16 protein-coding genes and 1 riboswitch are annotated in these 19062 nt (G+C 47.6%); of the genes, 13 read left to right on the top strand and 3 right to left on the bottom strand.

What is annotated here, in order from left to right:
* The first annotated feature begins 13 nt into the window (after window positions 1–13).
* The 5 genes from PT964_RS22515 (at window position 14) to PT964_RS22495 (ending at window position 6945) form a co-directional block, all read left to right on the top strand.
* A complete protein-coding gene (locus PT964_RS22515; RefSeq protein ID WP_274365611.1) occupies window positions 14–4135 on the top strand; it encodes a TIGR02680 family protein in 4122 nt (1373 codons plus the stop codon).
* Window positions 4132–5514, top strand: a complete 1383-nt coding sequence (locus tag PT964_RS22510; protein ID WP_274365610.1) for a TIGR02679 domain-containing protein — start codon at window positions 4132–4134, stop codon at window positions 5512–5514. The genes PT964_RS22515 and PT964_RS22510 overlap by 4 nt, the downstream gene beginning before the upstream one ends.
* A gap of 146 nt (window positions 5515–5660) precedes the next feature.
* Complete coding sequence (locus PT964_RS22505; protein ID WP_274365609.1) at window positions 5661–5891, top strand: AbrB/MazE/SpoVT family DNA-binding domain-containing protein; 231 nt, start codon at window positions 5661–5663, stop codon at window positions 5889–5891.
* Entirely contained in the window at window positions 5885–6226 is a 342-nt protein-coding gene (gene mazF / locus PT964_RS22500; protein ID WP_274365608.1) for an endoribonuclease MazF, read from the top strand. The genes PT964_RS22505 and mazF overlap by 7 nt, the downstream gene beginning before the upstream one ends.
* Before the next feature lie 434 nt (window positions 6227–6660).
* On the top strand, window positions 6661–6945 hold the full coding sequence (locus tag PT964_RS22495; protein ID WP_274365607.1) for a hypothetical protein: 285 nt from the start codon (window positions 6661–6663) through the stop codon (window positions 6943–6945).
* Window positions 6946–6967: 22 nt separating this feature from the next.
* Here PT964_RS22495 and PT964_RS22490 read toward each other — a convergent pair whose 3' ends face one another.
* The 3 genes from PT964_RS22490 to PT964_RS22480 form a co-directional block, all read right to left on the bottom strand.
* Window positions 6968–7324: a DsrE family protein gene (locus PT964_RS22490; protein ID WP_274365606.1), complete on the bottom strand. Its 357-nt coding sequence runs from the start codon at window positions 7322–7324 to the stop codon at window positions 6968–6970.
* A gap of 86 nt (window positions 7325–7410) precedes the next feature.
* Entirely contained in the window at window positions 7411–8184 is a 774-nt protein-coding gene (locus tag PT964_RS22485) for an SDR family NAD(P)-dependent oxidoreductase (RefSeq protein WP_274365605.1), read from the bottom strand.
* 209 nt (window positions 8185–8393) lie between these two features.
* Window positions 8394–8750, bottom strand: a complete 357-nt coding sequence (locus PT964_RS22480; protein ID WP_274365604.1) for a hypothetical protein — start codon at window positions 8748–8750, stop codon at window positions 8394–8396.
* 125 nt (window positions 8751–8875) lie between these two features.
* On the opposite strand from PT964_RS22480, the gene PT964_RS22475 reads away from it, so the two are divergent.
* The 8 genes from PT964_RS22475 to PT964_RS22440 all read left to right on the top strand — a co-directional run bounded on the left by PT964_RS22475 (window position 8876) and on the right by PT964_RS22440 (window position 19053).
* Window positions 8876–9583 carry a DNA alkylation repair protein gene (locus PT964_RS22475; RefSeq protein WP_274365603.1) on the top strand — a complete coding sequence of 236 codons (708 nt, stop codon included), beginning with the start codon at window positions 8876–8878 and terminating at the stop codon, window positions 9581–9583.
* 135 nt (window positions 9584–9718) lie between these two features.
* The gene (locus tag PT964_RS22470) at window positions 9719–10876 is read left to right on the top strand and encodes a DUF4317 domain-containing protein (protein WP_274365602.1); all 1158 of its coding nucleotides are present in this window, start codon (window positions 9719–9721) and stop codon (window positions 10874–10876) included.
* A gap of 154 nt (window positions 10877–11030) precedes the next feature.
* A riboswitch (cyclic di-GMP riboswitch) is annotated at window positions 11031–11114 on the top strand.
* Window positions 11115–11143: 29 nt separating this feature from the next.
* On the top strand, window positions 11144–12286 hold the full coding sequence (locus tag PT964_RS22465; protein WP_274365601.1) for a hypothetical protein: 1143 nt from the start codon (window positions 11144–11146) through the stop codon (window positions 12284–12286).
* A gap of 123 nt (window positions 12287–12409) precedes the next feature.
* A complete protein-coding gene (locus PT964_RS22460; RefSeq protein ID WP_274365600.1) occupies window positions 12410–13456 on the top strand; it encodes an AI-2E family transporter in 1047 nt (348 codons plus the stop codon).
* A 481-nt stretch (window positions 13457–13937) separates the two neighbouring features.
* Complete coding sequence (locus PT964_RS22455; RefSeq protein ID WP_274365599.1) at window positions 13938–14579, top strand: DUF2306 domain-containing protein; 642 nt, start codon at window positions 13938–13940, stop codon at window positions 14577–14579.
* A gap of 165 nt (window positions 14580–14744) precedes the next feature.
* Window positions 14745–17021, top strand: a complete 2277-nt coding sequence (locus PT964_RS22450) for a helix-turn-helix domain-containing protein (RefSeq protein WP_274365598.1) — start codon at window positions 14745–14747, stop codon at window positions 17019–17021.
* Window positions 17022–17215: 194 nt separating this feature from the next.
* On the top strand, window positions 17216–18175 hold the full coding sequence (locus tag PT964_RS22445; RefSeq protein ID WP_274365597.1) for an ABC transporter permease: 960 nt from the start codon (window positions 17216–17218) through the stop codon (window positions 18173–18175).
* Window positions 18175–19053: a carbohydrate ABC transporter permease gene (locus PT964_RS22440; protein ID WP_274365596.1), complete on the top strand. Its 879-nt coding sequence runs from the start codon at window positions 18175–18177 to the stop codon at window positions 19051–19053. The genes PT964_RS22445 and PT964_RS22440 overlap by 1 nt, the downstream gene beginning before the upstream one ends.
* Window positions 19054–19062: the final 9 nt, after the last annotated feature.

The raw sequence follows: 19062 nt of genomic DNA, 5'->3' as shown, positions 1-19062 counted from the left end.
AGGAGAAGCACAAATGAGCCATCGTTGGCAGATGAACCGTGCCGGAATTCTTAATTTTTGGTTTTACGAGGATGAGGAGTTCATCCTGGAGGACGGCCGGCTTGTGCTTCGCGGGACGAACGGCGCCGGCAAGTCGGTGACGATGCAAAGCTTCATTCCGCTCGTTCTCGACGGAGATAAGCGGCCGCACCGGCTTGATCCGTTCGGCTCGAAAGATCGGAAAATCGAGTACTACTTACTCGGGGATAAGGATGAGCATTCGGACCGAACGGGATATCTATGGTTAGAGTTTTATCATCCGGCTAAGAACATTTACAAGACGATCGGTATTGGCCTTAGGGCGAGGCGCGGTATGGCGCAGGTCGGTTTCTGGGGTTTTGTGCTGGAAGACGGCCGCCGTATGAATCAAGATTTCTGGTTGTACGATCGCGTGTTGCTTCTTGAGGGTCAAGGCAAATTTCCGCTTGACCGCAAAGCTCTGGAAGAACGGATCGGTTCCGGAGGTCAAGTCGTTCAAGAACAGCGGGCATATCGTGATCTTGTGAACCGCACGTTGTTTGGGTACCACGATAAAGAAGCATACGGGGACTTGCTTCAGTTGCTTATCCAGCTGCGGAGTCCGAAACTTTCAAAAGACGTAAAACCTACGGCGATATACGATATTCTTAACCAAGCGTTGCCGCCGCTTCAAGAGGAGGAGCTTCGTCCGTTGTCCGAAGTGATGGAGGACATGGATCAGCTGGCGGACCGTCTCGAAGAGTTAAAGCTTCATAAGCTCGAACTGGACAAGATCAGTCGCAGCTATGACCAATATAACCGTTTTTTGCTGTATCAAAGCGGGACGGCGTTGCTTGAAACCCGGGCGAACCAAGAAGCGGCGGAGCGGCAAATTGCGGAGGTTCGCAAGGATTTGATGCAGGCGCAGCAGGAAGAAGAACAAACGAAAATTCGTCAAGACGAAACAGCGCAAGCGTTATTGGCAGTCGAGACGGAGTTGGATTTGATCGGAAGAAGCGAAGCGATGGAGAAACAACGGGAGCTGGAGCAAGCTGAGAAGTTGCTTTCGGAAACGGAGCAGTACGTCACTCAAGCGCAAAATCGGCTCACGTTAGCGCTTCAAAAGCAAGAGAAGGCGGAAATATCGGCAGACCAAGCGAGAAAGAAGCAAAACGAGTTGTTGAGGACGCAGCGCGATACCCTTGAAGAGCTCGACGGTTTGGCAGGCGATATCGAATTTTCGGAGCATTATATTTACGCTAGATATTGGAGTCCGCATCCCCCGGAGGAGCTGACGTTTCTTTCGGCATGGCGTAATGACGTGGACAAGCATGTTCAAGCGATTGAAGAGGCAAAGAAGAAAGCGGAACAAGAAAGGGAAGCGGGTCTGCTCGTTACGGAATACGATAAACAGCTTGGTTCGATTCGCGCCGAGCGGGATCAGGCGGAGGTGCAGTTGCGCAGCGAGGAAGAAGCCGCGGCGTCGGCGCTGCAGCATTGGAAAGATCGATTACTCGAATGGAAGCAGTCGCTGCGGCAATTACGATTGGACGAAACTGCGGTGCAGTCGATGTTCTCGGCAAGCAGCGTCTTGTCGTTCAAGCAACAAGACGTCGAATCGGTGCTTCGACCGGCACGTCAAGCGGCGGAACAACAGAAGCAGGAGTTTCTTATTTTGAAGCTGGAACAAGAACAGAAAGTGCAAGCTCTGAAAGCCGATCTCGATCAATTGGCGGAGGAGAAGAAATCGTGGGAGCAGTCGCGCGAGCCTGAACCGCCGCGAACCGAGTCAAGGGTCGGTACACGCGCGCGATACGGCCAAGGGCAAGGCGCGCCGCTTTACGAGGTATGCGAATTTCACCCGCATATCGGTCCGGAACAGCAAGCAAGCGTTGAATACGCTTTGTTGCAAAGCGGTGTACTTGACGCGTGGATTCGGCCGGACGGGCACATTGGCCGCGTTCAGCCGAACGATGAAGAAGTTTGGATCGCGTCGCAGCCCCTTGAGTGGGGCTATACATTAGCAGATGTGTTGCGGCCGCTTCCTTCCGTCGAGTCGGGGCTGACGGAGCAACAGATCGAAGCGGCGCTGCGTTCCTTTGCTTGGGGAGAAGTATTCGATCCCGCATCTTTGGCAATGGAGCCAACTGGATCTGCAATTGGCAGAAACTTTTATCAGCTTGGGCCGCTTGTAGGAAAAATGGACGGGGCGAAGCATCAGGCGCAATATATCGGGAAAGAGGCTCAAAAGCAGTTTAAACGCGCTGAGATTGCACGTCTTCAGCGTTTGATAGACGATTGCATGGAGCAGATTGAGCTATTGAATGCTGCGATCCGTTCGTCGGAGTCGTCCATTGAAGACATTGAGGCAGAATTGTCTCGCTTTCCGCTTCATGACATGTTTCATGAAACGTTGGTCACCGCCTGGAAGTCGCAGTACGAAGCTGAGTCCAGGTTTCGGATTCTGTTGGAACAGGAGCAGAAGAAGGCTGAGGAACTGCGGGAGAAGCAGCGGTATTGGTCGGAGTTAAAGCAGCAACTGATCGTCGCCGTATCTCGTTGGACTCGCCTCAAGACGCTAGTCGATTTACAAGATGCGTTGCGTGCAATGGGCGGTTATCTCGAAGGAATTTCGCAGCTTCAATCCGATTGGAGGGAGTATCGTCAAAAGAATATCGAGGCGCAATCCCTAGAAGAAGAAGCAAAGCTGCAAGCGGAGTTGGCGGAGACGGAACAAGACAATCGGGACGAGCTTCTTCTAAAGCAACGAGAGCTTGCCGAGAAAGCGAAGCAGCTGCGAAAGCTGATGGACGAGCTTGGTATCGGGGATTTGCACGCACGAATCAGCGAGTTGAAACGGAGTAAGCAGCAACTGAAAAACGATGAGAATCGATTGATCGGCGAAATAACCGGTTTGGCGGGCCGTATTGGTCGGTTGCAAGAACGTCAGACGAATGCGGAAGAACAAGGGCGCGAATCTGCCGAACGGTATTACCGAGCGTATCGCTCCTTCTTAACGGAGTGGCGGCTGCGGTTGGTACCCGAAACGATGGATCAACAGCTGAAAGAGGATGCAGAGCGCGAAGTGTTGGCGGAGTGCAAAGCGATCGTAACGAAGGTGGAACCGTTAGTTTCCCGCTCTAACCGGGAAAAGTTGAGCGGTACGCTCCAAGATTATTATAACGCCTCCAAGCACCTCTTGGCAGAATATGTGTTGGAAGCCGAAATTAACGAGCAAGGGCGCATCACGATCGTTTCGATGCGGGATCGTAATCGGCCGCAGAAGCCGTCCGCTCTCTTTACAGAAATCGAGGCGATGATTGCGGAGCAAGAGAGATATTTAAGCGAGAAGGACCGGGAATTGTTCGAAGAAATCATTTTGCGCAGTGTCGGCAAGTCGATTCGTCAACGCATTCAACGTGCCGAGCAATGGCTGAAGGACATGAATCGTTTAATGGCGGAGCGGGATACTTCGAGCGGTTTGAAGCTTCAGCTGCAGTGGCTTCCTAAGGCGGCGAATTCGGAATCGGAATTAAACACCGATGAGCTCGTAACGTTGTTGCGGAGGGATGCGCATCTGCTCCATGACGATGAGATCGAGCAGTTGGTCGCGCACTTCCGCTCGCGCGTGCAGTGGGCGAAACAAGAAGCCGTGGAGGAGCGGGAAGCGCTGCGTAAGCATATTTACGACATGTTGGATTATCGTTCGTGGTTTCAGTTTTCGCTTCGATATAAGAAGGGTGACGAGACGCAATACAGGGAGCTGACGGATGCTCGATTCAACGTGCTGAGCGGCGGCGAGAAAGCAATGTCGATGTATATTCCGTTGTTCGCAGCAACTTATTCCCGCTATGCGGACGCCCGCCCTGACGCACCGAAGATCATATCGCTGGATGAAGCGTTCGCCGGCGTAGACGAAGAGAACATTCGTGACCTGTTCGGGTTGCTTACGGAAATGGATTTCGATTATATGATGACCTCGCAAGTGCTGTGGGGATGCTATGATACGGTTCCTAAACTTGCGATCTGTGAAATTTACAGACCTAAAGATGCCAACTTCGTAACAGTAATGCGTTACAGATGGAACGGGAAAATTTTGGAGCCTGCTGCTCCTCATGAGGAAGAGGTCGGCGCGTGAATCGGGAGGTTGCGATAAGGCAGTATTTTGGACGGATCGGGTTTAAAAGGTTCCTCGAAGAGCTTAAGAATCGTTATGAATCGTCAAAGTCGGGGGCGCGCGGATTCGTTACGCTGCAGCACGTGACGGAGGAAGAGCGTGAAACTTTGGATGATTATTATGGAACGTATACGGCTAGCGAGGGACGTTTAACGAAAAGATACTCGATTAAACAATTTGAAACGATTCTTAAGGATAGCAGGTTCGCCTTGTCGATTCCGGAGTTGTTGGCAATCATGAGCGGAGACACGGTCTTGACGAGGACGGAACAGACAGAAGTCGTTAATGCTCGGTGGCGCGCTCTGGTCGATCAAGCGATACAAGACTCTGGGATTAGGGCAGATACGGATGAACCGCTTTTAGTCTGGGCCTCCGGTATTCGCGAGGAGACCGCCAAAGGGGCGCGAACGCTTCGACATTTGTTTGCGAAGGAAGGGCCAGAAGACGCCGCACAATGCCTAACGCATTGTTTACTAGGCTTGCAAATGGTGAGGACAATTCATCGGGAAAAAGCGATTCGATTGCCGATTTTATCTGCGCAAATTACCGGGGATGCCCATGCATTTGATTGGAAATATTCGTTGGGGCGATTGTTTTGGTGGGGGCTGCAAGCTTTAAGCGGGCTGTCGACCGATGCGGACTTCGAGGAGCAGGGGGAAGATGAGGCTTCGACTTCCTTTACGCCAACAGGCTCGCAAGCACTTCTCATTCGTGACATTTATCGGCGAAGCGGCGTTGCTGACGACGATATCTCGTCGCAAGTAATGCTTTATGCGCCAGGACTACTGGGTCAACGAGAAGAGCGAATCCTTACGCTTAGGCAAGTGGAAGCATTATCCGAAAAGGAAAGATCGAACGGGGTTTGCATCTTTATGGTAGAGAATCCTTCCATTTTTGCTGAGTTGGTCGATGCCGATATGCGGCGAAGCCGTGATGAAGTTGCGGGGAAGGAGCCGGTCATCGTCTGCGGCAACGGGCAGCCGTCTGCGTCTGTTCTTCGATTATTGGATTGGCTGGTCGGAGCCGGCAAAGATACTGAGCTATGGTACGCCGGCGATTTGGATGCAGCAGGATTAAGTATCGCACAAGGACTTCAATTTAGGTATCCGATCGCTTTTCGCGCTTGGTTCATGGGAAAGGGGACTTACTCTCAGCATGTTTCCAGGGGCATTCCAATGACGCAAGCGGAGAAGAACAGAGTCGTTCAAATGCACTGCGAGTGGGACGCTGACTTAATTGAGGTAATAGCTAAGAAGTGTTTAAAGCTGCATCAAGAATTGTGGGTGGACGAGCTTGTTGAACATTATCTGGAACGTCAGTTTGGTGAACGGAATTTCTGATGTTTGTTTCGTTTTATGATAAAATTCTTTTCGCAAAGAAGGATAATGTTACATGAGGCGCCTTCAGTTTTTCCTTGTCAACCTTGATTTGACTGTTCTTTTCACTTTGTTTATACTTTGTTTAAACATTTTCCTGAGGTGGTAACATGGTTCAGGTTCAAAAATGGGGAAACAGTTTAGGCATTCGCATCCCGAAATCACTTGCCTTGAAGGTTGGGCTGGAGGAAGGCTCCGAGATCGACCTTGATGTGGAAGACGGCCATCTCGTAATCAAACCTAAGTCGATTTCGTTGGAGGAGTTGCTTGCCCAGATAACGCCCGATAACCTTCATAGAGAGGTATCGACAGGCGAGCCGGAAGGTAGGGAATCATGGTAATTAACGAGTACGTACCGGATCGCGGTGACTTGGTCTGGTTACAGTTCAACCCCCAGGCGGGTCATGAACAGGCAGGCAAACGGCCTGCTTTGGTTATATCTCCTGCCACGTATAATGGGAAGGTAGGACTTTCTTTGCTCTGCCCGGTAACATCAAAGCGAAAAGGTTACCCTTTCGAAGTGTTGATTCCGAAGGATTTACCTATCGAGGGGGCAATCCTTGCTGATCAGGTCAAGAGTCTCGACTGGCAGTCCAGACAAGCAGCGTTTATCAGTAAAGTGCCTCAAGAAACCTTGCTTGAGGTTATCTCAAAAATGGATCTGTTAATTCGCTAACACATAATTATGAGTCTTCCAAGGAACTACTTGAGGGCATTTTATGCTGCGATTTGAGTGTATTTGCTCAACACAGTATAGTGTGTGACTTTGATGAATACAACGCTTCATATATTTTGGATAAATTGTTGTTATTAACAAATCCAAAGACCCCGGTTCAAAAAAACCGAGGTCTTTTTTGTCTTTGACGAAAAGTAAGCGGGATGATAGTAACACGGAGAAGAAGCTGTCACGTCGATATGTTCTGCGAACACGGCCGCTCAAAGGGGACTAGGAAAAGTGCCAAATAAATAGTATGAAATAAGCTGTTCGAGCTAAAGGCTGGACAGCATCAGGAAGTTATTTGATCGGTTGGTCGATGCTGTTGTGCCAAGGGGAAGCGAGCTTAAGGCGGTTATCTATGGTCTGCTTGTCCGCAAAAGGCAGGCGAGAAAATGAATTACGAACCGAGGATCAACCCGATCAACGAGTTTATGGAGGAAAAAATCGAGTATAATGTGTGGGTGGCAGCGGGTATGCAAACGCCCGGTGGGGGCGAGGATCAGCGGCTAGATGATTGTTCTCCGGACCATGCTGAAAGATGTAGCGATGAAAACGATGGTCATTTTCTTCAAAAAGTGAACGTTGCTTTCGCACTAGCAGTGCAAAGATCAGCGGTTCGAACTCACGATCACGAAGCAATTGAGAGTCGGGCCCACATTGATCCTTTATCGCTGTGAGCCAGATTAGTCAAATGAAATTTTACAAAGTGATAATCTGCCAACCATCGGTAACTAAAACGGCAATGTTCGTATGTCCTTCCGAGTCTATTCCTTCTGAAAAGACGATTTCGGCTTGTTTCAGATTGTCCGTCACATTGAAGGAGCTGGCACAATGTCCGCATGCTTCGATAACACCAAGCTTCTTTACCGCATTGAAAAGGGGATTCATTTGGTGGTTGGGATCCTGAAATTTACTAATCCAAAGCACGCCTTGTCCGTCAAAAATCAACTTCACTTTATGGCCTGCGTTGTGCAGATCCTGCGTATATACCAAGGAATGAATGGCTCTACCTAATTCATTCTCTGTTGCATGGAGAAATATAGCTACTTTGCCCATTCGGACCCCTCCGAATCATATTGTTTTAAAGCAGCGATAAATGAAGCGTTTTGCCCACTTGTCGCTGCTTCTGACCCAAAATTTGATTACTGGTTGATTTGTCCGCCATCAACGGTGTATATGGACTGCGATACGTAAGAAGCATCGTCTGACAGCAGAAATATAGCGACATTGGCGACTTCTTCCGGCTCGCCGTATCTTCCCATTGGAACCGCAGCGCTGAACGCTTTTCTAGCTCCTTCTTCATCTTGAGGTACTGTATTTTTTTCAATTTGTCGCATCATACGCGTATTAATTACACCGGGCGCGACCGCATTGACTCTTACTCCGTGTGGAGCGGCCTCCAACGCAACAACTCTAGTCATACCGATTACAGCATGTTTAGAGCTGTTGTAGCCAACAAAGCCTGGCGACCCGATCAAGCCTGCTCCTGAGGCCGTATTGACGATGCTCCCGTATCCTTGCTTTTTCATGACAGGCACAACATATTTCAGTCCAAAGAATGCGCCCTTAACATTAACGCTCAATACTAGTTCAAATGTATCTGTCGGATAATCTTCTACATTCGCAGTAATGCCTTCGACGCCAGCATTGTTAAAGAAACCGTCGATTTTGCCAAACTTATTAACTGTGGCATCGACATAAGCCTTAACTTCCTCTTCTTTCGCTATATTGGCTTGCAATGCGATTGCTCTCGAATCATCAAGCGCTAGTTCAGCGATCATTTGCTTTACGGCATCCAGATTCAAATCAACAAGCGCCAGATTAGCACCTTGTTCCGCCAGCTTCTTTGCAGTTGCTTTGCCTATTCCGCCAGCGGCGCCTGTAATAACGATAACTTTTCCATCAAATTTGCCCATAATAAACCTCCATTGGTTGGTGATGACTCCCATGCTGTAGAATTTACAATTATTGTTTCTTATATGTGCCGACAAAGGCGCACAAACACTTTTTTTACATAAATGATCTCGCCCACCTCGTTCTGCAGCAACGTATACTGGCCGGCGAATACCTCTGGAAAACAAAAAAAGCGAAGCCTGCACGGCCTCACTTTTTTTTATTGCCGAAATTACAGGTCCGCCGCTTGATACCGCAACGCGATCGCCGATAGCGCGACGGGCACGAGATCGTTCGGAAGCTTGGACAGCTGGCTGACGTCGAACTTCTTCGTATTGTTGAACAGGTGCACCGCAAGCGTGGCTAAGATCGTTTCCTCGTTGGAAAATTCCTCGCTGTCGAGCATGTCGTGTCCGTAGAAAGAACGCTCGTCGTAACGGATGTAAGGCGACATCTTCTGCTGCAGCGGCTCCGAGGACGAGGCGATATAAATGATCGGCAGCCAATGTTCGTGCGTCGGATCGTGCAGTTTCGCGCGCAGCTCCCGGAACGTATCAGAATGGCGTTCGTTAATGAAAACCAAATTCATAACATCGACTCCTCATGTTGGACGTATTTTTATTATAACAAATAGTATCTCTTTGAATCTCTCTGTGAAAAAGGCTATGTTATAATTTACTTATCCTGATCCGTCTCCAAAGGAAGCGATAAACAATGAATGTCGAAACGGTCATGCAGGAGCTTGAAGCGCTCGGCAAGGAACGATTAAAGAAAATGTATATGTCCAACGGAGCGCGCGAACCGCTCTTCGGCGTAGCTACAGGCGCAATGAAGCCACTCGCGAAAAAAATCAAAATCGATCAATCGCTGGCCGAGCAGCTGTACGCCACAGGAAACTACGACGCCATGTACTTCGCCGGCATCATTGCCGATCCGAAAGCGATGACGGCTGCGGATTTCGATCGGTGGGTGGACGGGGCATACTTCTACATGCTGTCCGATTACGTAGTTGCGGTGACGCTGGCGGAAGCCGATATTGCGCAAGAGGTTGCCGACAATTGGATTGCAAGCGGCGAAGAGCTGCGCATGTCAGCAGGATGGAGCTGTTACTGCTGGCTCTTGGGGAGCCGGCCTGACCGTGAATTTTCCGAAAGCAAGCTCGCCGGTATGCTGGAGACGGTGCAAAAGACGATTCACGATGCACCCGATCGAGCGAAATCCGCGATGAACAATTTTATGTACACCGCAGCAATATCGTACGTGCCGCTTCATGACAAGGCGTTCGAGACCGCGAAGGCAGTCGGACCGGTAGAAATGAACCGAGGCAAGAAAGAAAGCAAGATGCTGCACGCTGCCGAAAGCATTCAAAAAGCCGTAGAAAAAGGACAACTCGGGTTCAAGCGCAAATATGTAAGGTGTTAATCGGCTTTGCATCGGTGAGCAACCCCTCCTGAACAAGATGGAGGGGTTTTTGCCGCTTTTTTAACTTACATTCTACTTCTTCTATCGTATATACTGATAAGGCTAAATCACTTCCCGGGAGTTGTCTGACGGACCATGAATAAAAAAGAAATCGCACACATACGCAAGCAATTTAAGCTGGACCATGATTTGCTCAAGGTTTTCGACATTCTCAACGTATATATTATGAAAGATAGCAGCGAAATTTATCATTACGAGTGTCAGCCGTTCGCCCTGGTGGATCGAGAGAAGCAGGAGCTGTACATGGGCAATTTCAAAAAGCTGCTGACCGGCGAATTGGGTCAGAAGCTGTTCGAGCTAAAGTTCCAGGAGGAGGCCGAGGAGCCCGCGCGGGTGCTGCTTCATCAAGGACTCGTGACCGGTCATACGGAAGATTGGATGAACTTGATGCTCCATTTGGTGGAGAAAATGCTCAAGGATACGAAATATGAACAGGATACGGTCGTCACGTTCGTTCGCGGGGAGTATTTTCGGCCGACCAAGAGCAGGAACGAAGAAGCCGAGGAAAGCGAGCGGGACGAGATGTTCGCGCATCCGTTCATTCTGGGCAGCGTCAATTCCACGGAGCAGCAGCGGAAAACGCTGCAATTCGATTATGTCGAGCGGGAATTCAAGTATAGTGTCATCGTAGATCCGATCATCAAATTGAGCTCGCCGGAGCACGGGTTTTTCTACCCGAGCGTTACGGACAACGCGTCCGATGTGAACCGTATTTTGTATTGCGCGGGCAAACAACTAAATCAACATTTCATCGACCAAGTGTTGAATGCCGAGAAGGCGGCGACGGCGCAGGAAGAGAGAAGTATATTCGAAGAAATCGTCAAAGAAGTTGCGGGAGACCAATTTGAAGCGGCAACAATTGCGCATGTTTACGAGGAAATCCACCGGGTCATCGAAACGAACGAGGAGGAAGAACCCCCGAAGCTGGATTATAAAGATGTGGAACGGGTGCTGACGGTCAGCGGGGTGGAGAATGTGACGGCGGAAAAGGTGGAGCGAGCGTTCCAAACGGTCGTCGACGACAAAAATTATGAGCTCAAAGCGACCAGCGTCATTCCGAAGTTCAACTCGAAATCGATTAAGATCGATACGAAGGTAGCCTCGATTTCGATCAGCCCGCAAGATCTAAAGTATGTGAAACAGGTAAATTATCAAGGGAAACGCTGCATCTTGATCGAGGTCGATGAAGATGCCGTGATCGAAGGCTTTACGCTCAGTACGGAGACGTTGTAATCGATGGGACAGGCAGCTGCTGCCCCCCTCTGATAACACGTAATTTTAAATAAAATTAATACAAATTTTAAAGTTGATATTTTCGATGTAATCAAATTATAATTAGTGCATAGTTACTATTTTATGGATATTTGTAATAGTACCTTTGGCCTAATTTAAGGCGGGATGCAATGAAGTATAGCCTTTATATGGACACTTGGGTTATATGGAGCAACTAGTGTAACCGTCCCTCTTAATAGAAACTTTTTACTAAGAGGAGAGATGGATTTGACAAAGAAGATTGCGGGTAAAGTCGGCGTTTCCGTATTGGCATGTTCATTGGCAATGAGTATGGGAACTTCCGTGTTGGCGGCCCCCAAATCGACGGATGCTCCGATTACGGGGAGAACGGAACAAAATCGCGCAACCGGGATGATTACGTCTAATCCGGTGCCGACATTGGCGCATTATGCTACAAATGTAACATTAACAGGTACCGTTGTAATCGATGGACCGCAATTGGTTTTGTTGATTAACGGAACTGACGTGAGCGCGAATGCAAAATTAACCAAAGTTGCAGATAAAACGTGGACTTATGAATACAATACAAGCGTCGATGGTCTAAAAGGGGACGTTTCTTATTCCATTGATGCTTATACCGTTTACGTTAACGGAAAAACGGCCGGAGAGATTCACACCAGGGCTGCGAATGCAGTTAGCCAAAAGGTGCACGTTCCATATATCGTCTCGTACGATTATGTGAATCTGAATTGGACTACTTACGATCGTGTCAGCAATTTGTTTACATTCTCATACAATCAGGTCAACGTATGGGACGATGGAGTGCGCGAAATCGCAGAAGCTGCATTAACCGCTCAAGTGGAAGGAACGCAAACCTACACCGACCCGAAAAGCGGCAAAACGATAACACCGCCTGTATATTTCAGGGACTTCGCGTTTTCTTCGAATCCGCCCGTTTGGACATACAATGCTCCGACTTACAGTGTCAGCTTTGAAGTAACCAAGACATGGAGCAATGGGGATTCGAAAACCGAAACGATTACGCTTGACGGGTTAATTCCGGGGATTGCAAATCCGATTTCAGTTACCGTCGATGGCGTAACGCATACCGCAAGCATGATTGCCCCTGCGGCTCCGGTCGTTGCCGAGCCTGTCATTACCGGACTTGTCGTGACGGACGGCGTGTTTGTCTTAAGAAATAATACCGGTGCAGACTATTGTGACGGTTTTGTTAAGCTAGCCTATACCATGAGCGACGGTTCCACGCGCAAATATTCGACAGAATGGATCAAAGTGGCAACCTGGAGTGATAGTAACGTTAGAGATAAGTCAACTAAAACAAAGACGATCGACAATTACTCCGTGTCCTTGACGTTTGACCCTAGTAAGGTAGTGGATCAGTTGCCATAAATGAAAATATCCCCAAGTTTGCTTAAAGGCGAGCTTGGGGATTTTTCGTTCTGCCGGTCCATGGAACGGAATTTATCTTTTCACGTAGTATAACAATCAAGCAAAAATAAATGAGGGAAGCTAATGGATTTTTTACGGGCATTTTTCGGACAACCGATTGTAAAGAGAGTTTTATTTCTAATTCTGGTCGTCCTGCTATTGTATAGCCTTAGAAATATGCTGAACTTGCTGCTTTTATTGTTCCTGTTTATTCTCGTTATGGGACGTTTGGAAGGTTTTATTACGAAAAGCCTCAATCGCTTCTTCCCTGTTTCTCCGCTGTTGGTAACGACGGTTTTATACCTGGTGCTTGTATCCTCGCTGGTTTACGGCCTATTGAATTATGTGCCTAAGCTTGTGGTTCAAGCGGTGGACATGTTCAATAATATCACTGCGTTTATAAACACATCCCAAACGGATGAGGTTGCCCAAATGACAGCCGCTTTGCTTGGAAAGTTTGATTTCCAAAACTATTTGGGCAATGTGGTCGAGTATATCTTGAAGCTGGGAAAATGGCTGGAAATCATACTGTTCGTTATAATGCTTAGTTTTTTCTATCTTCTGCAAAGAAGCAAGGTCGTCCAATTTACCGAGAAATTTCGTTACAGCAAAATTAGCTGGCTTTACAAGGAATTTCATTATTTTGGCCAAAAGTTTACTTCTTCTTTCGGCAAAGTGATAGAAGTGCAACTATTGATCGCTGTCTTTAACACCGTGTTGACAATTGTCGGTCTCTGGATTTTGGGTTTTCCGTATTTATTCGCGCTCACGATCATGGTGTTTCTGTTAAGCCTCATTCCTGTTGCCGGTGTTATCATTTCTTTCATTCCGATCGGCATAATCGGTTACCAGACCGGCGGTATCTCTATGGTGCTGTGGGCGGTCATTATGATATTGGTTATCCATGCGCTGGAAACCTATTTCCTTAATCCGAGGCTGTACTCCTCCAAAACGAAGCTCCCGATGTTCTATACGTTTATTATTCTTATTTTCTCGCAGCAGTACATGGGCATTTGGGGATTAATTATCGGGATTCCGATCTTCATGTTTTTGTTGGATGTGCTTGACGTCAAACAATCGGACCATCGGAGTGAAGATGCAGTAGCCTCGGAAGATCGGCTTCACTCGTAACACTTTCCAAGGAGTTTTTGAGGCGCTTTGTCAGCGTTACTGACTAATTTGTCACCGAGCGCTGACTATTTTTTCAAAATTGCTGACTGCACCCTTCTCTAGTCAATCAAACTGACAAATTTGTCAATCTCGGCTGACGAATATGTCTATTTGACTGACAATTCGAAAGACGATTGTGGATAGCTCGTTTTTGTGGATATGTGGATAAACGCAACGAAGCTATGAATTTTAGTACTTCATATTAATCACATGCTGTTAATAAAGCTGTTGATAACGTTGCGATGAGCACGCCAAACGCACTCCTTGTCGAGAGAAAGGGGTGTTTTTTTATGGGATTCGTGCGATTATTCAACAATTATTCACAATCATTTCCCGGTTGATCATGCAATTTCCTTATGTATTCCTTATAATTGTACATGCGGGATCTATAAGGAACATTTTGGAATATTGTTTTTTAAACGATGATAGAGGTGACTGTCGCTTGTTTATAAAATGGTTTTCGGCGTCTGCATTATTTTTGTACGTACTTTATGTAATCACTTTGAATTTCTATATCGATCCGACGGCCAACTCCTTTTTGAGCGAGAAGGTGAACCTGACAAGAGAGCTCGATACCGGTATTTGGCTTGTTGTTCTGAAGGTTCATGTAGCTGCCGCATGCACTGCATTGCTCGCGGGAGGCTTCGCCCTCTCCGTTGCGAAAGCCTCAAAGCTGCGTCCTTATCATAAAATTGCCGGTTACTTGTATGTGCTGTGCGTCCTTGCGGTCATCGTTACTTCGGGGTATATGGCCCCTTTTTCCACCGGCGGAAAGATCAATAGCATCGCATTCAATCTAATGAATATGCTTTGGTTCGCATTTACGTTGGCAGCTGTCATAGCCATCTTGCGAAAATCCGTTAAAAAGCATCGCATGTGGATGATCCGGAGCTACGTCTTTTGTTCTACGAACCTGGTGATTCACTTGATTGCCGCTGCGCTGCATAGGCTGGCGGGTGTCGATTATGTGACCGGCTATACTTTCGGCGTCTATGGGGCTTTAATATTCAATTTGGCATTGCCCGTATTCATTCGATTGTATTCGGCCGGAAAGGTAGAGAGGTTGAAAGGTTTGGGTTCCTGACGCCAATGTTTGCCGTTACAGCTGCATCGGCTGCGCATTTTTGTAAGCGTTTCCAAATCGAGGTGCCGAGTCATTAAGGAAGTATTTAAGAGAGTAAAATAATTTGACAACAAAGAACAAGTAATGTCATCATGTAATGGCATTATGCTCGGAAGGTGGTACGTTATGACACTACTACGGCGGATCGGACGGTTTCGCGTATATCGGAGACTTGTGCTGTCCTATTTATTAATTATAGCCGTTACAATCGTTCTGTTGTGTTCTACTTTGTATACGCTGTTTTCGGTAAGAGCAGTGAAGGAGATTGACCGCTCCTCCAGCGAAATGCTGTCTCAGGTGAGCTATACGTCCAATGTCGTGTACAGCCAGATGCATGAGGTTACGTATCAATTGCTCAATGACAACCGCATTATTTCCTTTTTATATGAGAAAGAGGACGACAAGCAGGTCAAATATGCGGCGTATTTGTTGATATCGAAAGTACAGAGCGTTTACCCGTTCATCGCTAACGTCAGTTTATACAATTTTGTAAGCGGTTCAAAGCTGGATACGGCAGGTTTGCCGTTTCAGGACAACTTGGCGAATCTGTATACGAAACAGTACATGTATTTCGTCCCCCGAAAGCTGGATATCGGAGGCGGCAAACCGCCATTGCAGCTGCTTACCTTCATGTTCGTCCCCGAGTTTCGTTCGGATGAACCGAAACGGTCGATGATTGTTCTTGATGTAGACGCTTCGTATATCCAAAATACGATGAGCAGTATCAGCGCGTCGTCCCAAGAAGCCAACAGCTTCGTGATCGACACGAACGGTACCGTATTGTCGCACAGCAACCGGGATCAGTTCATGAAAAATTACGGCGCGGAAGATTATATACGAAAAATTATTTATGGGGACCAAGCCAAAGGCAGTTTCGTGCAAACGATCGATCGTAAAAAGTCGCTTGTCACATTCGTGAAGTCGAATACGCTGGATTTATATTTCGTCAGCGTACAACCGTATTCGGACTTGTTATCGAATATTTATGAGCTTAGAAACTTGACAATGGTCGCGGGGTTGCTGCTGTTTGCGCTCGGTTCGGGGATTTCCTTGTACTTAAGCGGCAATATTTACAATCCGATCAAAGCTTTGGTTGATCGGGCCAACGTATTCGGATCGGCCGGCAGGCAGGGATCGACGCCCCGTCTGGATGAATACCATCTGTTGTCCAGGGCCTTGAATCAAACTACGGAAATTATGGAAAACCGGTATATGTCCGATCTGCTCAAAGGCAATCGAACCGGGCAATCGTACGGGCCTGAAATTCTGAAAGCCTGGGAAGAAAAATTACCCGGCCCGTATTTCGTTGCTTTGTTGTTTGACATTGACGATAACCGCTCTTTCCGGGCAAAATTCAGCCCCCAAGAACGGGAGCTTATTCGATTCGCGCTCGGAAATATCGCGCAAGAGGTTTTAAGCAAGGTGTATATCAGTCAATTAATCCCAATGGAGGATGAAACGGTATTTATCCTAAGCTTACAGGAGGATGTCCTTGATTCGGAACTTTATTTCCTGCTGCCGGAAATTCAGGATACCGTTAAACAGTATTATCAAATATCGGTTTCGATAAGCATTGGGGATGTTTGTTCTTCGTTGTACGGGATTAAGGATTCCTATGAGACGGCCGTGGAACAGATGGCATTCCGCTTGTTTCAAGGGCACGAGGCGATCATCGACTTCGCAAACGGGGAACTGGAGCAAGAGAGGACGAGGAAATATCCGCTGTCCACGGAACGAAGCATCATCGAAGCGATTAAAGGGTGCAGCCGCAATGCGGTTCAAAAGCAAATTGCTGTATGGTGCGGCCAAATCGTGAAAATGACGCCGACCGAAGCGTTACAGTATTCCTATTTCCTGCTCATGACGATCATCCGGGAATTCGAGCATATCGTTGAATGGTGGTACCTTGAATCTTCCGAATTGTATGTGCACCTGGACAATATTCAAAAGGTCGAAACGATGGAGCAATTGCGAAAAGAGACGGAACAGTTTTGTTTGAAGCTCATTGCCATAATCGAAGATCATAAGAATAACGCCGTTGCCGTGAAAAACGCGGGGGTAGTCGAACAGATCAAGCGATACGTGCATGAGAATTGCGCGCAGCCGACGTTATCCTTGGAGGAGGCGGCCGGCCAAGTAGGCTTATCCGCCGGATATACCGGAAAGCTGTTCAAGACGGTTACCGGCACCTCCTTCAACGATTACTTGTCGCAGCTCCGGCTGGAGAGGGCAAAGACGATTCTTGCGGAAGAACACGTGACGATCGCCCAAGTCGGGGAAATGGTCGGTATTTATAATGTGCCTTACTTTACAACGTTGTTCAAAAAAAAATTCGGCATTACGCCTTCTCAATATCGGGAGCAATCCCGGTTGCGGAACGAGGCGAAAGCCGAATCCCAATAAGCTCCGAAAGGGGCTTTTTTTATTGATTTAAAAGTATGCTGCGCCTTTCAATTTTAGAGAATCGGTCTTTTGTTTAAATTTTTAAAACCGCGAAAGCGGTTCTTTATAAGAAAAGGCGGAAACTTGAAATTTACCGGCATGCATGAAAGGCTCTATGATTAGTAAGTGTCAACCGATAGGAGAGGAGATTTAAGATGCGCAGCGCGATAGACAAACAATCGGTGGCGGCTCTAAAGACAAAGAAAGGTTTTTTTCACGAAATCATCAAAAATCGTTATTCCTACCTTCTTTTGCTTCCCGCCGTCGTGTACGTATTTATTTTCTCATATGCCACTTATCCTTATTTACTGATTGCCTTTCAGAGATTTCAGTACAATAAAGGTCTTTTTCAGAACGAATGGGTCGGGCTGGAGAATTTCAGGTTTTTCTTTCAATCCAACGATGCGGTCGTAGTCACATGGAACACGATCAAATTAAACGTCCTGTTTCTCGTATTCATTACGTTCTTTGCGCTTGCACTGGCGATCCTGTTTAACGAAATACGCCATCGCCTCTTTATAAAATTTGCACAGACGACGATGATTTTTCCGAACTTCCTTTCTTGGATCATCGTGAGCTATATGATGTACAGCTTTTTTAACACGAATTACGGCGTCATTAACCAGGTTATCGAATATTTCGGCGGAGAGCCGGTCAATTGGTACACCAAAGCCGAAGCGTGGCCTTGGATATTGGTAGGAATGAAGGTGTGGAAGGAAGCCGGGATGGCCTCCATTATTTATTTGGCGGCGATTACCGGCATCGATCAAGCGTTGTACGAGTCGGCGGACATTGACGGGGCATCCAGATGGCAGAAGATGATGCGCATTACGCTTCCGTTGATCGCCCCAACCGTAGCGATATTGACGCTTCTTAATTTAGGCAAGATCTTCTACGGCGATTTCGGCATGATTTATTCGATCATCGGCGATAACGGCGTTCTATATTCGACAACGGACGTAATCGATACTTATGTATTCCGGGCGCTCCGCCAAATCGGGGATCCGTCCAACGCGGCGGCCGTCGGTTTATTCCAATCGACCGTCGGACTCCTGCTCGTGTTTGTCGCGAACTGGTTAACGCGCAGGTTCTTTAAGGAGGGGGCATTGTACTAATGCACGCACAATCGCGGTGGCAAATCGGCACCATGTTCATATACTTCATTCTCGCTGTGTTCGCTCTGATCTGCTTATTGCCCACGCTGCTGACGTTAATCGTTTCCTTGAGCGCAGAGAGCAGTATAACGGCCAAAGGCTACAGCTTCTTCCCGGATAGCTTTTCGCTCGACGGATACCGAATGATCTTCGTGAATGCGGAGGTCATTCTGCGGGGATACGGCGTATCGGTTTTCATAACGGTGGTCGGTTCGCTGGCCGCTTTAATCATTACGGCTTGCGCGGCCTATCCGATGTCGAATCCGAGGCTGAAATATCGGGGTCCGCTCGCGCTTTACTTCTTTATAACGATGTTGTTTCACGGAGGGCTTGTACCCTGGTATTTAATGTGCTATAAGCTCGGACTCGTCAACAATATTTTTGCGCTTATTATTCCGACCTTGATGTTTAACGCTTTCAATATGTTTCTTGTGAAAAACTTTATGGAGAGCCTGCCCGAAGCTTTGCGCGAATCGGCGTACATTGACGGAGCCAACGATCTGCGGATCGCCTTCCAGATTTATATGCCGCTGTGCACGCCGGTTCTTGCCACCGTTACTCTGTTCTACGCGCTCAGCTATTGGAACGATTGGTTCAACGCAATCATGCTTATAGACAATAAAAATTTAATGCCGCTGCAGTACATTTTGTTCGAGCTTCGCTCCAACATCCAGATGCTTGAAATGCTTCCGAATGGGGACAGCTCCCAATATACGCTTCCTGCGGAATCGACGAAAATGGCGACCGTCATTATTACGATCGGGCCTATCGTGTTTTTGTATCCGTTTTTGCAGCGATATTTCGTCAAAGGCTTGGTTATCGGTTCGGTGAAAGGATAGATGTTTACC

This window comes from Paenibacillus thermotolerans (assembly GCF_028745515.1).
GTDB lineage: Bacteria > Bacillota > Bacilli > Paenibacillales > YIM-B00363 > Paenibacillus_AE > Paenibacillus_AE thermotolerans.
The sequence above is the reverse complement of the archived record's forward strand: the minus strand, read 5'-3'. Positions and strand labels throughout refer to the sequence as shown.

What these genes read in the sequence shown, in the direction of transcription:
- PT964_RS22470 (WP_274365602.1), top strand. Translation starts at nt 9,719, where the DNA reads ATGAATAAAAAAGAAATCGCACACATACGCAAGCAATTTAAGCTGGAC.
- mazF (WP_274365608.1), top strand. Translation starts at nt 5,885, where the DNA reads ATGGTAATTAACGAGTACGTACCGGATCGCGGTGACTTGGTCTGGTTA.
- PT964_RS22505 (WP_274365609.1), top strand. Translation starts at nt 5,661, where the DNA reads ATGGTTCAGGTTCAAAAATGGGGAAACAGTTTAGGCATTCGCATCCCG.
- PT964_RS22495 (WP_274365607.1), top strand. Translation starts at nt 6,661, where the DNA reads ATGAATTACGAACCGAGGATCAACCCGATCAACGAGTTTATGGAGGAA.
- PT964_RS22485 (WP_274365605.1), bottom strand. Translation starts at nt 8,184, where the DNA reads ATGGGCAAATTTGATGGAAAAGTTATCGTTATTACAGGCGCCGCTGGC.
- PT964_RS22490 (WP_274365606.1), bottom strand. Translation starts at nt 7,324, where the DNA reads ATGGGCAAAGTAGCTATATTTCTCCATGCAACAGAGAATGAATTAGGT.
- PT964_RS22440 (WP_274365596.1), top strand. Translation starts at nt 18,175, where the DNA reads ATGCACGCACAATCGCGGTGGCAAATCGGCACCATGTTCATATACTTC.
- PT964_RS22475 (WP_274365603.1), top strand. Translation starts at nt 8,876, where the DNA reads ATGAATGTCGAAACGGTCATGCAGGAGCTTGAAGCGCTCGGCAAGGAA.
- PT964_RS22445 (WP_274365597.1), top strand. Translation starts at nt 17,216, where the DNA reads ATGCGCAGCGCGATAGACAAACAATCGGTGGCGGCTCTAAAGACAAAG.
- PT964_RS22480 (WP_274365604.1), bottom strand. Translation starts at nt 8,750, where the DNA reads ATGAATTTGGTTTTCATTAACGAACGCCATTCTGATACGTTCCGGGAG.
- PT964_RS22460 (WP_274365600.1), top strand. Translation starts at nt 12,410, where the DNA reads ATGGATTTTTTACGGGCATTTTTCGGACAACCGATTGTAAAGAGAGTT.
- PT964_RS22515 (WP_274365611.1), top strand. Translation starts at nt 14, where the DNA reads ATGAGCCATCGTTGGCAGATGAACCGTGCCGGAATTCTTAATTTTTGG.
- PT964_RS22450 (WP_274365598.1), top strand. Translation starts at nt 14,745, where the DNA reads ATGACACTACTACGGCGGATCGGACGGTTTCGCGTATATCGGAGACTT.